This is a genomic window from Streptomyces sp. NPDC091387, from assembly GCF_044756945.1.
GTDB lineage: Bacteria > Actinomycetota > Actinomycetes > Streptomycetales > Streptomycetaceae > Streptomyces.
Genome location: NZ_JBIVTZ010000004.1, coordinates 16,022 through 29,452 on the forward strand (window position 1 = coordinate 16,022; position 13,431 = coordinate 29,452).

At 70.5% G+C, this 13,431-nt stretch carries 10 protein-coding genes; 1 reads left to right on the forward strand and 9 read right to left on the reverse strand.

The window, feature by feature from the left end; all coding sequences use genetic code 11:
• Window positions 1-66: 66 nt before the first annotated feature.
• The 3 genes from ACIQM0_RS09500 to ACIQM0_RS09510 form a co-directional block, all read right to left on the reverse strand.
• Window positions 67-435 (reverse strand): ArsR/SmtB family transcription factor, encoded by a 369-nt coding sequence (locus ACIQM0_RS09500; protein ID WP_401285163.1) that lies wholly within the window; start codon window positions 433-435, stop codon window positions 67-69.
• A gap of 107 nt (window positions 436-542) precedes the next feature.
• Window positions 543-2,105, reverse strand: coding sequence for an ArnT family glycosyltransferase (locus ACIQM0_RS09505; RefSeq protein ID WP_401285166.1), 1,563 nt, complete (start codon window positions 2,103-2,105; stop codon window positions 543-545).
• A 204-nt stretch (window positions 2,106-2,309) separates the two neighbouring features.
• Window positions 2,310-2,726 carry an acyl-CoA thioesterase gene (locus tag ACIQM0_RS09510; protein ID WP_401285169.1) on the reverse strand — a complete coding sequence of 139 codons (417 nt, stop codon included), beginning with the start codon at window positions 2,724-2,726 and terminating at the stop codon, window positions 2,310-2,312.
• Between the two features lie 293 nt (window positions 2,727-3,019).
• Here ACIQM0_RS09510 and ACIQM0_RS09515 point away from each other — a divergent pair, with 293 nt between their 5' ends.
• Window positions 3,020-6,052, forward strand: coding sequence for a carbohydrate binding domain-containing protein (locus ACIQM0_RS09515; protein ID WP_401285172.1), 3,033 nt, complete (start codon window positions 3,020-3,022; stop codon window positions 6,050-6,052).
• Window positions 6,053-6,130: 78 nt separating this feature from the next.
• Here the strand turns inward: ACIQM0_RS09515 and ACIQM0_RS09520 are convergent, their stop codons facing one another.
• From ACIQM0_RS09520 to ACIQM0_RS09545, 6 genes are all read right to left on the reverse strand, one after another.
• Window positions 6,131-7,204 (reverse strand): aldose epimerase family protein, encoded by a 1,074-nt coding sequence (locus ACIQM0_RS09520; protein ID WP_401285175.1) that lies wholly within the window; start codon window positions 7,202-7,204, stop codon window positions 6,131-6,133.
• A 53-nt stretch (window positions 7,205-7,257) separates the two neighbouring features.
• Window positions 7,258-8,289: a LacI family DNA-binding transcriptional regulator gene (locus tag ACIQM0_RS09525; protein ID WP_401285178.1), complete on the reverse strand. Its 1,032-nt coding sequence runs from the start codon at window positions 8,287-8,289 to the stop codon at window positions 7,258-7,260.
• Window positions 8,290-8,386: 97 nt separating this feature from the next.
• Complete coding sequence (locus ACIQM0_RS09530) at window positions 8,387-9,448, reverse strand: ABC transporter permease (protein ID WP_363029935.1); 1,062 nt, start codon at window positions 9,446-9,448, stop codon at window positions 8,387-8,389.
• Window positions 9,445-10,419 (reverse strand): ABC transporter permease, encoded by a 975-nt coding sequence (locus ACIQM0_RS09535; protein ID WP_266412749.1) that lies wholly within the window; start codon window positions 10,417-10,419, stop codon window positions 9,445-9,447. The genes ACIQM0_RS09530 and ACIQM0_RS09535 overlap by 4 nt, the downstream gene beginning before the upstream one ends.
• Complete coding sequence (locus ACIQM0_RS09540; RefSeq protein WP_401285181.1) at window positions 10,416-12,119, reverse strand: sugar ABC transporter ATP-binding protein; 1,704 nt, start codon at window positions 12,117-12,119, stop codon at window positions 10,416-10,418. Before ACIQM0_RS09540 ends, ACIQM0_RS09535 begins: the two co-directional genes overlap by 4 nt.
• A gap of 190 nt (window positions 12,120-12,309) precedes the next feature.
• A complete protein-coding gene (locus ACIQM0_RS09545; RefSeq protein WP_401285184.1) occupies window positions 12,310-13,395 on the reverse strand; it encodes an ABC transporter substrate-binding protein in 1,086 nt (361 codons plus the stop codon).
• Between the last annotated feature and the right edge of the window lie 36 nt (window positions 13,396-13,431).

The following is a 13,431-nucleotide window of genomic DNA, read 5'->3' on the forward strand; positions in this document are numbered from 1 at the left end:
GCCCGCCCTGCGCTGGTGCGGGCAGCCGGCCGGCTTACGCGAACCCGTCAGCCCTCGCCGGAGCGGTCAGCCCTCGCCGAGCCGGTCCGCCTGCCCGTTCGCGGCTTCCAGCACACGGTCCAGCAGCCCGGGGAACAGCGCCTCCAGGTCCTCCCGGCGCAGGACGTTCATCTTGGCGGTGCCCCGGTAGATCTGCTGGACGATGCCGCTCTCGCGCAGCACCCGGAAATGGTGCGTGCTGGTGGACTTGGTCACCGGCAGATCGAACCGGGAGCAGGTGAGTTCCTCGTCGGCGGCGGCCAGTTCACGCACCACGCACAGCCGCACCGGGTCGGAGAGCGCGTGCAGCACCGACTCGATCCTGATCTCGTCACGTGCCGGGTGGGCCAGCGTGCGGGCGCCGACGACCGGGGCGGTGGCACTGGCAGGGGTCACGGTGGCTCCGCATCGTCGCTTCGTCCGGGGTTCCCATAATACGAGATCCGTCGTAGCTCGACGCCGGTCACACGAGGAGACCGGGCACACGGGCCGGCGGTGAGCCGTCACGCGTAGTTGCGCAGCTCGGGCCACATCACACCCCAGGGGCGGCGGGGGCCGGTGCAGACGTAGACGTGCCCTCCCGATTCGATGTTGTGCACGCCGCCGGGGGTGGCGAGGGTGGCGGCCACGCGGACGTGCCGGAAGTACCGGCGCAGGTGGGCGGTGTACCCGGGGGCGTACGCGGGGCCGGGGGCGACGGCCACCACGGTCGTGGCGTCCGGGTTGCCCGCGCCCCACCACCAGTCGGTGTTCTGCGCGCCCGCGGCGGTGGGCAGTCCGGCGCTCCGGCCCAGTTCGTTGATGGCGCCGGCCTCGCTGTAGTCCGCCGCGAAGATCACCGCGTTCGCACGCTGATCGGACGGGAGCCCGGTCCACACCTGCTGTACGGTGCCGACCAGTTGGGGCCAGCCCAGGGTCTCCCCCGACGTCGCGCTGATGCCGTACGTCCAGGCCACGTCCGAGGACGGCAGCACCGGCAGCACGATGACGGCGGAGAGCGTGGCCGAGACGGCCGTTCCGGCCAGCAGGGCGCGCAGCCGTTCGGGGCGGGAGTGCAGCCAGTCGTCGAGTCCCACCGCCCCGGCCGCCAGCAGGCACACGTACAGCCCGCCCAGGTAGTACACCTGGGCTCCGGTCGTCACGGCGAACAGCACGAACAGGACGGCGTACGTGATCGTCAGGCACCGCCACAGCGGTGGGCCGGACCGCCACAGGAACCTCAGGCCCGCCACCCACAACAACGTCATCACCAGACAGGACATGCTGAGCTGCCCCACGATCCAGGTGACGATGTTTCCCGGGCCGCCGTGCTCCGCGTTCAGTGCCCGCGTCATCTCGAACATGGCCCAGCCGTGCCGCGCCTGCCACCACAGATCGGGCAGCACGAGCAGCACGGCGATCGCCGCGCCCGCGAGCAGCCGGCGGTCGGCCAGGGTCCGGCGGGCCGGACCGAGCAGGGCCACGGCCAGCAGGACGGCCCCGAAGATCGCCGCAAGGTGATTGAATTCCGCGCCGATGCCGACCAGCGCTCCCGCGGCGAGCCACCAGCGCGTGTCGCCGGTCCGGCCGATCCGCGTGACCGTGAACGCGATCGCCGCCCAGGCCAGCACCTCGTAGGACGTCGTGTTGGCGACGTGCCCGCTGCTCAGCAGCACGGGCATGGTGCCCGTCGCGATCGCGGCGAGCAGCTGCGCCCGCCGCGTGCCGCCGAACTCCCGCGCGGTCAGCCCGCCCACGACCACCGTGCCGGCGGCGGCCAGCGCGGGCCACAGCCGCAGACCCGCCTCCGAGACGCCGAACAACGACAGCGAGAGCCGGGCCAGCAGCGGCGCCAGTGCCGGCTGATCCACGTAGCTCGCCTGGAGGTGCCGGGCGGAGTCGAGGAAGTACAGCTCGTCGCGGTGGAAGCCGTAGCGCGTGGACAGCGCCATCAGCAGGGCGAAGACGACGCCGGCGACGGCGAACACCCGCCGGTCCAGCGGCGCGATCCCCGCGCCGTCCGCCCCGGTCCGGGCGTCCCCGGTCCCGACTGTCCCGGTCCCGTCCGTACGCGCCGCGTCCGTCATCCCCGTCACCCCCCGGTGCTCGGCCCCTCGGTCGCGCCATCCGCGCGGCCGGGGCTGCCGGGCGCGCACGGCGCCCGAGCCGCTCGCACTTTACGCACCAGGGCCACACCCGGTGAAGAGATCCGGGCAAGCACGAGGTCAAGGAGACGAGGTCGGGGGAATGCGGCCCCGGGCAGGGCCCGGTACTCGGTTCCCGAATCCCCGTCAGCCGCTCAGCAGCTCCGGGTCCTTGGCCAGCGAGGCGAGACGGCCGCCCGGATCAGGGATCAGCCTGCGGCTCGACAGGTCGAGGACGCCCGCGACACCGGTGATGTCCGCCGCCACCGTGCCGTCCTCCTTGAGGATCTGCTGCGCGACCGTGAAGGTCTTTCCCTTCCCGTAGTCGAACCGGCAGGAGACCCGCACCCGCTCGCCGCCCCGCAGTTCCTTCAGGAACTTCACCGTGACCTCGAGCGCGACGGGCCCTACCCCGTCGGCCAGCAGCTTCTCCTGGGGCAGTCCGGCGGCTCGCAGCAGCTCCCAGCGCGCGTGCTCCGCGTACTGGAGATAGACGGCCTGGTTCAGATGGCCCTGCGTGTCGAGTTCGTAGCCCCGCACGGTCACGTCCACAAGGAAGGTCATGAACGCCGCAACAGCCGGGCGCAGTCCGGCATTCCCTCACAGGGGCCGGCGGGCGCCGCGGAGCACGGGCCGACCGTCGCTGTCCGGACCCTTTACGTACCTGTCATGCCCAGGTAACTTCCTGACCGCAAGAGATTGCAGCAAAATTCAGACAGCCCTTGCTGTCGGATGCACTGCTCGCCCGAACCCCGAGGCGCGTCCGGGTTCTCCGGCGGGACCCGCGGGTGCCCGATGGGCACCCCGCTGTTGGCCGCGGCGGCCCGGGAGGCCGTCGTCCTCCCCTGGAGAGACACATGAAACGCTCCCCCCACCTGCGGCTCAGACGGCCCCTGGCAGCGGCGGCGGCCGCGGCCGGGCTGCTGGGTCTGCTCACCGCCGCACCGGACCCGGCGGGCTCCTCCTCCGCCGTACCCGTGGCGGCTGCCGGGAACACGGCGACGGTCTTCTACTACACCAAGACCCGTGACTGGTCCGCGTACAGCCTCCACTACGCGCCCGACGGCGGTGCCTGGACCGCCGTGCCCGGCGTACGGATGGAGGCCGCGTGCACGGACTGGGTCAAGAAGACCGTTTCGCTGGGCAGTTCGGCGGGCCTGGCCGCCACCTTCAACAACGGGAACGGGGTCTGGGACAACAACTCCGGGAAGAACTACGCGCTGGGGACCGGCACCATCACCGTCAAGGACGGGGTGGTGGCGCACAGCGACCCGTGCGCCGGCACCGGGACCGATCCGGATCCCTCGCCCTCCCCGACCTCGGGTACGGGGAACACCGCATCGGTGTACTACTCGACCACGACCGTCGGCTGGAGCACCACCAACCTGCACTACCAGCCGGCCGGAGGCTCCTGGACCGCGGTGCCGGGCGTCGGCATGGAGGCGGCCTGCACCGGCTGGGTGAAGCGTTCGGTCGACCTCGGAACCGCGACGAACATGCAGGCCGCGTTCAACAACGGGAACGGGGTCTGGGACAACAACAACGGCGGTAACTACACCCTCCACGCGGGTGTTTCCACGGTCAAGGACAGGGCCGTGACCAAGGACGCCGCGGATCCGTGCGCCGCCGAACCGGCGGACACCGAGGCACCCGCCGCCCCGAAGGCGGTGAAGGCCGACGCGGACGGAGTGTCGGTCGTCCTCACCTGGGAGCCGTCCACCGACAACCGGGGCGTGACGAAATATCAGGTCACGCGTACCGGCGGCAGCGAGGGCGTGATGGTGAGCGACGTGGGCTCGACCGTCTTCTCCGACGCCGGTCTGGAGGAGAAGACGGCCTACAGCTACACCGTCAAGGCGGTCGACGCGGCCGGCAACACCTCGGCGGCCTCTGCCGCCGCGAAGGCGACCACGGGCACCAGACCGCCGGCGCCCGCACAGGGCAAGCCACTGGGCACCGACCCGCGCAAGGACCCGATCTACTTCGTCCTGACCGCCCGCTTCAACGACGGGGACGCCGGCAACAACAGGGGCGGCAGCCAGGACGTGAAGTCCGGCAACGCGGCCAATAAAGACCCCATGTTCCGGGGGGACTTCAAGGGTCTGGTCAACAAGCTCGACTACATCAAGGGGCTCGGGTTCTCGGCCATCTGGATCACTCCGGTGGTGCTGAACCGGTCCGACTACGACTACCACGGGTATCACGGCTACGACTTCTACAAGGTCGACGGCCGCCTCGAATCGGCGGGGGCCTCGTACCAGGACCTGATCAACGCCGCGCACGCCAAGGGCATGAAGATCTACCAGGACGTCGTCTACAACCACTCCTCCCGCTGGGGCGCCAAGGGCCTGTACACCCCGACCGTCTACGGCGTCCGGGACGACCAGTGGAGCTGGTACTACGACGAGAAGAACGAGGGCTTCGAGTACGACGGCGTGAGCGTCGAGACGAAGTCCGGGAAGTCGTACTACAACGGCGACCTGTGGTCCACCGCGGAGCCCTCGGGCAACACCTGCCTCAACTGGGGCAAGCCCACCGGATCCACCTCGGTCGAGGGGTACAAGATCTACAACTGCCAGTGGCCCAACCCGACTTCGGGGATGTTCCCGAAGGAGTACTACCACAACTGCTGGCTGGGGAACTGGGAGGGCGAGGACTCGCGCTCCTGCTGGCTGCACGAGGACCTGGCCGACTTCAACACCGAGTCGGCGCCGGTCCAGAACTACCTGATCGGCGCTTACAACAAGTACATCGACATGGGCGTCGACGGCTTCCGCGTCGACACCGCCGTCCACATTCCGCGCACCACCTGGAACCGCCGCTTCCTGCCCGCGATCCAGGAACGCGTCACCCAGCAGTTCGGCGCCGAGGCCGCGAAGAACTTCTTCGTCTTCGGTGAGGTGGGTGCGTTCGTCAACGACAAGTGGAACCGCGGATCGGTCAACCACTCGGCGCAGTTCTTCACCTGGAAGGAACGCAAGGAGTACAACGCGGACGACACCAAGGCCGCTCTGGAGATGTACGACTACGAGGAGAAGCTGGGCACCGGGGCGCAGCCGACCTCCAGCAACGCCTTCCTGAACGGAAATGTCTACCACACGCCGGACCACAGCGAGTTCTCCGGCATGAACGTCATCGACATGCGGATGCACATGAACTTCGGTGACGCCGACAACGCGTACAACAACGGCAAGGACTCGGACGACAGTTACAACGACGCCACGTACAACGTCGTCTACGTGGACAGCCACGACTACGGACCCAACAAGAGCAGCGAACGCTATGCGGGCGGTACCGACGCCTGGGCCGAGAACATGGCCCTGATGTGGACCTTCCGCGGCATCCCGACGCTCTACTACGGATCGGAGATCGAGTTCCAGGCCGGCAAGCAGATCGACTGCGGGCCCAGTTGCCCGCTGGCGACCACCGGGCGCGCCTACTACGGCGACCACCTCGCGGGCACGGTCGAGGCGTCCGGCTTCGGCAAGGTCTCCTCGGCCACCGGAGAGGTCGCCAGCACGCTGAGCAAGCCGCTGGTCAAGCACGTGCAGCGGCTCAACGAGATCCGCCGTGCCGTCCCGGCCCTGCAGATGGGCCAGTACTCCACCGAGGGCATCACCGGCCGGATGGCGTACAAGCGGCGCTACACCGACGCGGCGAGCGGAGTGGACAGCTTCGCCCTGGTGACGGTCACGGGTGCGGCCGGCTACTCCGGGATTCCCAACGGCACCTACAAGGACGCCGTCACCGGTGACACCCAGGTGGTGTCGGACGGCAAGCTGAGCGTGGCGGCCCCCGGCAAGGGCAACCTGCGGGTCTACGTCCTGGACCTCGGCGGCAGCAACGCGGCCCCGGGCAAGGTCGGGGCGGCCGGTCCGTATCTGAAGTAGCGCGGCGCACCAGGAGGCCCGGCCCGCGGAGTGCGAGACGTCCGCGGGCCGAGCCGTTCCATGGGGGCGGCCGGGGGTTCAGACCGTGACGGCGGTGAGGTGCGGGAACCTGAACTCGGTCCGGCTGCGGAAGACCTCGTCCGGGCGCAGCACGGTGCCGGGGTGGTCCGGCCGGTTGGGTGAGTCGGGCAGGTGCTGGGTCTCCAGGCAGACGGCGCTGTGGCGGTCGTGGCGGCCGCCGCCGGGGGCGGCCAGGGTGCCGTCGAGCTGGTTGGCGGTGTAGACCTGGATGCCGGGTTCGGTGGTCCACACCTCCATGATCCGTCCGGCGCCGGGGGCGGTGAGGCGGGCGGCCCGGCGCAGACCCGTGCCGGGTCCCCGGAGGATCCAGCAGTGGTCGAAGCCGCCCGCCCTGCGCAGCTGTTCGTCGGGGAGCGCGATGCGTTCCCCGACGGTGCACGGGGTGGTGAGGTCGAACGGGGTGGCGTGCACCGGCGCGGGCGGGCCCTCGGGGATGCCGTCCTCGTCGACGGGGAGATAGCGGTCGGCGTCCACCTGGAGGGTGTGGCCGAGGATGTCGCCCCGGGCGGCGAGGTCGAAGTAGGCGTGGTTGGTGAGGTTGAGGACGGTGGGGCGGTCCGTGGTCGCGGTGTAGTCGAGGGCGAGGGTGCCGGCCGCGTCGAGGGCGTAGGTGACGGTGACGTCGAGGGCTCCGGGGAACCCCATGTCGCCGTCGGGGCTGCTCAGGGTGAGGCGGAGTGCCGCCGCCGTGTCGGTGGCCTCCCCGACGGCCTGCCACACCCGGGTGTGGAAGCCGCCGGGCCCGCCGTGCAGGGCGTGTCCCCGGTCGGTGGCGGGAACCTGGTGCTCCGCCTCGTCGAGGGTGAAGCGGCCGTGCGCGATGCGGTTGGCGAAGCGGCCGATGAGGGCGCCGAAGAACGGGTTGCCGCCCGTGTAGTCGTCCAGGCCCGCCAGCGACCGGACGACCGAAGCGGGGGCTCCCCCGGTGTCCGGCACGGTGAGCCGGTGCAGGATTCCGCCGTAGGTGAGGATCTCGGCCCGGACTCCGGTGCCGGAGTCGAGCGTCCAGAGATCGACGTCCGTGCTCCCATGGGCGCCGAACGGTTTGCGGTTCACGGTGGGGCGGGGCATCAGAGATCCTTGCGACGAGCGGACGGCCGGGCGGGGTAATACCGGTCGGGGTGCTACGGTCCGGCCTGCTCGGCAGGGGGCCGGACGGTGGATTCCCGGACGATCAGCCGGTAGCCGGGCCGGGGCCGCCGGGGTGCGGGCACCGCGTCGCCGGAGAGGCGCTCGACGAGGCTGTCGACGGCGAGCCGGGCGATGGCCTCCTTGTCCGGGGCGACCGTGGTCAGCGTGGTGGCTCCGTAGAGGCTCTCCTCGATGTCGTCGAACCCCACGACGGCGACGTCCTCCGGGATGCGCAGACCGCGTTCGGAGAGGGTGCGCATCGCCCCGATGGCGATGAGGTCGTTGTACGCGAACACGGCGTCGGGCTGCTCCCCCCGGTCCAGGAGGGCGGCCATGGCGGTGGCCCCGTCCTCGCGGCCGTAGCCGTCGGTGACCACGACCAGCGACTCGTCGGGGGCGATGCCCTCGGCGGCGAGCTCCTCCCGCCAGCCGCGCAGCCGCAGGTGGGCCGGCTGCCGTTCACGGCCGGTGCGCGAGCCGAGGAAGGCGATCCGCCGGTTCCCCTGGTCGATGAGGTGGCGCACGGCCTCACGGGAGGCCGCCACGTTGTCGATGGCGATGTGGTCGTACGGTGCCTCGTACTCGCGCTCGCCCAGCAGCACCAGCGGTGCCGTCTCGGTGCGCGCCATCAGGTCCTCGGTCTCCAGGTGGATGGGGCTGAGGATGAGGCCGTCGATCACGTGGGACCGGAACCCCTGGCTGACCAGGAGTTCCTTCTCCCGCAGCCCGCCGGTGTGGTCGACCAGCACGGTGTAGTCGTGCCGGGCGGCCGCGTCGACGACCTCACCGGCCAGCTCCGCGAAGTACGGGTTGCCGAACTCGGGGACGGCGAGGGCGATGATGCCCGTGCGGCCCTTGCGCAGATGCCGTGCGGTGAGGTTCGGCCGGTAGCCGAGCTCGTCGATGGCCTGCTGCACCTTGGCGCGCATCTTCGGTGTGACGTGCTGATAGTTGTTCACCACGTTCGACACGGTCTTGATGGATACGCCCGCCCGTTGCGCAACGTCCTTGAGGCTGACGCCCACGGCACTCCCTGAATCGACTTGACGCGCGTTGACGCGCAGTGGCCCGGCTCCGCCGGTTCGGCTCGACCCGTGCCGGGGCCTCGGCCCCGGCACGGGTTCAAGTGGTTCTGCGGCTGCGCGCCAGATAGCGCTGGGCCACGACGACAACGATAAGGAAGCCTCCGCTGACCACCGACTGGTACGAGGAGTTCAGCGAGCCGATCTGATTGATCAGGTTCTGGATGACGGCGAGCAGCAGGACGCCCCAGAGCGTTCCGCTGATCGACCCGGCGCCACCGATCAGGAGTGTGCCGCCGATGACGACGGCGGAGATCGCGTCGAGCTCCATGCCCACGCCGACGATGGTGACCCCGGACGAAAGCCTGGCCGCGTTGAGCGCGCCGGCGAGTCCGGCCAGCAGTCCGCTGAGCGTGTAGACCAGCATCTTGGTACGGGCCACGGGCAGGCCCATCAGGGTGGCCGCGTCGCTGCTGCCGCCGACGGCGAAGAGCGTCTGGCCGAACGAGGTGCGCTGCAGCAGCAGCCCGCCGATGCCGAACAGTACGAGGGCGATGAGGATCGGGTAGCCGAAGCCCCACACGCTCCCCTGCCCGAGCTCGGCGAAGGCCGATCCCTTGGGGACCAGGTAGGTGGTGGCTCCCTCGTCGGTGAGGGCGAGGAGTATGCCGCGGGCCCCCAGCAGGGTGGCGAGCGTGACGATGAACGGTGCCATCCCCGCGCGGGCGACGAGGAAGCCGTTGAGCAGTCCGATCGCGCCGCACGCCACGAGTGGTACGAACAGTGCGGCCAGAAAGCCCCATTGGGAGGCCCAGGCGGCGAGCACGCCGCCCAGCGCGAAGACGGATCCGACGGACAGGTCGATGCCGCCGGTGATGATGACCATGGTCATGCCGAGGGCCACCACGGCGAGGAACGACGCCTGTACGGTCACGCCGCGGGCGTTGTCCAGGGTGGCGAACGTCGGGTAGATGAACGACGCGACGATCACGACCGTGAGCAGGACCGCGAGCACGCCCTGGCGCTGGAGGAGTTCGGCGAGCCGTTGGCCGAGCGGGGGTGGTGCGCCGGTCACGGGGCGGGGCGCGCCGCCACCTGCCGCTGCGGAGGTCTTACGCGGTGCCGGGGCCTGGGCCACCGGTGCGGGTGAGGTTTCGTTCATCGGGACCGACGCTCCCGGGCGACGTAGACGGCGGCGATGATGATGGCCGCCTGGGCGATCTGTGCGGTGGAGTCGGGCAGGTCGTGCTTGACGAGGGTGGCGCGCAGCAGCTGCATCAGCAGGGCGCCCGCCACGGTGCCGAGCACCCGGATGGAACCGCCGTTGAGCGGGGTGCCGCCGACCACGACCGCCGTGATGGCGGAGAGTTCCATGAGGGTGCCGAGCGAGGAGGGGTCGCTGGCGGTGAGCCTGGCGGTGGCGAGGATGCCGGCCAGTGCGGCGAACACCCCGCAGAGCACGTACACACCGATGAGCACCCGGCGCACGGGCAGTCCGGCGAGGGAGGCCGCGGACCGGTTGCCGCCGATGGCGACGACCTGGCGGCCGAAGGTGGTGCGCTGGACCAGGAAGGCTACGGCGACCGCGAGGACCGCCGCGATGAGGACGACCAGCGGGATACCGAGGAAGGATCCGGTGCCGAGCGACAGCAGGTCGGGGTTGACGATCTGCTTGAGCTGCCCGTCCGCCATGACGAGGGCCAGGCCGCGGCCGCCGACGAACAGGGCGAGTGTGGCGACGATCGGCTGGAGTCCGACGAGCGAGACCAGCGTGCCGTTGACCGCTCCGACGAGCGCACCGGCCAGCAGCGCCATGACGAGCGCGGGCACCAGCCCGTAGCCGAGATAGAGCGGCAGGAGCGCGGCGGCCACCGCCATGGTCGAGCCGACGGAGAGGTCGACGCCCTCGGTGCCGATGACCAGGGCCATGCCCAGGGCAACGATGACGATGGGTGCGACCTGGACGAGCTGGGTGCGGAGGTTGTCCGCGGTCATGAAGTGTTCGGTGAACAGGGCGTTGAAGAGGAGCACCACCGCGACGGCGACGTACACGCCGTACTCCTGGTACCAGGCGGGGTCGCGCAGCCGCGCCAGCGGGCGGGCGGCGGGGGTGGAGAGCGTGGCCTGGGTCATCGGGGGTCCTCCTGAGCGGCCGGGGCCTTCCCTGCGGGCGCCGGTGAGTGGTCGGCGAGCACTTCGAGCAGATGGCTCTCTGCCACCTCGTCGCCCGCCAGTTCACCCGCGACCGCGCCGCCGCGCAGGACGACGATGCGGTCGGCGCCCTCGATGAGCTCCTCGATGTCGGAGGAGATGAGCAGGACGGCGAGGCCCTCGCGGGCGAGGTCGTCGATGAGGCTCTGGACCTCGGCCTTGGCACCGACGTCGATGCCGCGGGTGGGCTCGTCGAGCAGCAGGACCTTGGGCTCCAGGCAGAGCCAGCGGGCGAGCAGGACCTTCTGCTGGTTGCCGCCGGAGAGCTCGCCGACCTTCTGTTCGGGGCTCGCCGCCTTGATCCGCAGCCGCTTCATGAAGATGTCGACGATGCGGTCCTGCCTGGCACGGGAGACGACACCGGCGCGGGAGAGGCGCGGCATCGCGGCCAGCACGATGTTCTCGCGCACCGAGAGACCCGGGACGATGCCCTCGGCCTTGCGGTCCTCGGGCAGCAGGCTGATGCCGGCCCGGACGGCTCCGGCGGAGGTGAGCCTGCGCAGGATGCGCCCGCCGACCCCGATCTCACCGGAGTCCAGGCTCAGCGCACCGGCCAGGGCCTTCGCGGTCTCGCTGCGGCCGGAGCCGAGGAGCCCGCCGAGGCCGAGCACCTCACCGGCGTACAGGGACAGTGATATGTCGTGGAGCTGGTGGTTGCGGGAGAGGCCGGTCGCGGTGAGCACCGGGGTGCGCGAGGCGTCGTGGCCCTCGGAGCCGAAGCTGGTGAGGCCGGTGCGGCGGACCTCGGCCATGTCGCGGCCGAGCATCATCGAGACGAGCTGCATGCGGTCGAGGTCGGCGAGGTCGCCGGTGTGGATGTGGCGGCCGTCGCGGAGCACGGTGACGCGGTCGCAGATCCGGTAGAGCTCGTCCATGCGGTGGCTGACGTAGAGCACCGCGATCCCGCGTGCGCGCAGGTCCTCGATGACCCGGAAGAGGGTCTCGACCTCGCGCGGCTCCAGCGAGGAGGTGGGTTCGTCCATGATGACGACCTGGGCGTTGACCGAGACGGCACGGGCGAGGGCGACCATCTGCTGGGTGCCGATGCCCAGGGTGTGCAGGGGCCGCTTCGGGTCGACGCGTACGCCGAAGCCGTCGAGCAGCTCGGTGGTCTCGCGGTGCATACGGCCGAAGTCGATCAGGCCGAAGCGGTTCTTCGGCTCACGCCCGAGGAATATGTTGCGCGCCACGCTCATCAGCGGGACGAGGTTCACCTCCTGGTAGATCGTGGAGATGCCGGCCTGCTGCGCCTCGAACGGCCGGGCGAAGGCGATCTGTTGCCCGGTCAGCCGCAGCTCGCCCTCGTCGGGCTGGTAGACGCCGGTCAGCACCTTGATCAGGGTGGACTTGCCGGCTCCGTTCTCCCCCACCAGTGCGTGGGTCTCCCCGGCGCGCAGGGAGAAGGAGACGTCGTCGAGGGCGACGACGCCCGGGAACCGCTTGCTCACCGAGCGCGCTTCGAGGACGGCCCCGGCCGGCGCGGGGGCCTGCTCCGCGTCGGTGGTCTCCTTCACGAAGGAGGCCGGCGTGGTGGATTCACCGGCGTCGGCGGCGGATGCGGTCGCCTCCTTCGCGTCGGCGGCCGGCTCCGGCGGCTGCGGTACTGCTTCGGGTGGTGCCATGGCTTGTCTCGGCCTTCCGCTCTTCCAAGGGTGTGGGCCCGGTGGCCGCCGTGACGGGTGGGAGCGTCATGGCGGCGGTCCGTCGCCGGGGAGCCGGTGGGAGCCGGGCGGGACGCGTGCGGATCGGTACGCGTCCCGCCCGGTCCGGCGGCTGCCTGGCGGTGCTACGGGCAGGTGGGGCGGGTCCTGTTCAGAACGCGCCGCCGAGCGAGGCCTTGGCGTTGGACTCGTCGTAGGCACGGTCGGAGATGATGACGTTCTCCGGGATCTCCTCGCCGCCGTAGAACTTCTGGGCGGTCGCGAAGGCCAGCGGGCCGAAGCGCGGGTTCGACTCGATGACGGCGTTGTACTCGCCGTTGACCAGAGCCTGGACGGCGTTGCGGGTGCCGTCGACGGAGACGATCTTGACGTCCTTGCCGGGCTTCTTGCCGGCGGCCTTCAGCGCGGTGACGGCGCCGAGACCCATCTCGTCGTTCTCCGCGTAGACGGCGGTGATGTCGGGCTTGGACTGGATGAGCTGCTCCATGACCTGCTGGCCCTTGTCGCGGGCGAACTCGCCGGTCTGCTGGGCGACGATCTTCAGGCCGGGCGCCTTGGCCTTGAGCTGGTCGACGAAGCCCTTGGTGCGGTCGGTGGTGACGTTGTTGCCGGAGGCGCCGAGGAGGATGGCGACCTTGCCCTTGCCGCCGGTCGTCTTGATCATCGCGTCCGCCGCGCGCTTGCCCTGCTCGACGAAGTCGGAGCCGAGGAAGGCCACGTAGTCCTTGCACGCGGTGGAGTTGAGCTTGCGGTCGACGGTGAGGACCGGGACCTTCTTGGCGGCGGCGGCCTTCAGCGCCGGCTCCAGGCCGTCCGAGTTCAGCGGGGCGACGATGAGGAACTGGGCGCCCTGGGACAGCATGTCCTGGATGTCGCTGATCTGCTTGGACAGCTGCGACTGGGCGTTGGTGGTGAGCAGCTTCTTGACGCCGACCTTCTTGGCCTCGTCCTTGATGGACTGGGTCTCGGCGATCCGGAACGGGTTGGCCTCCTTCTCCGACTGGGAGAAGCCGACCACCGCGTCCTTCAGGTCCAGCTCGGGCGACCCGTAGGTCTGCAGCGAGCAGCCGGAACCGGACGAGGAATCGGGGGACTTGGCCGCCTGGGCGCCCTGGCTGCTGTCAGCGCTCGCGTTGTCCGAGCCCTCCGACTTGGAGCAGCCGGAGGCGGCCAGCGTGGCGGTGGCGGCGAGGAGGCAGGCCACGGCGAGGGTACGGGTTCGGCGCTGGATCATCATGCGCGGGAGCTCCTTGGCGGGTTGACGGCACGCCGA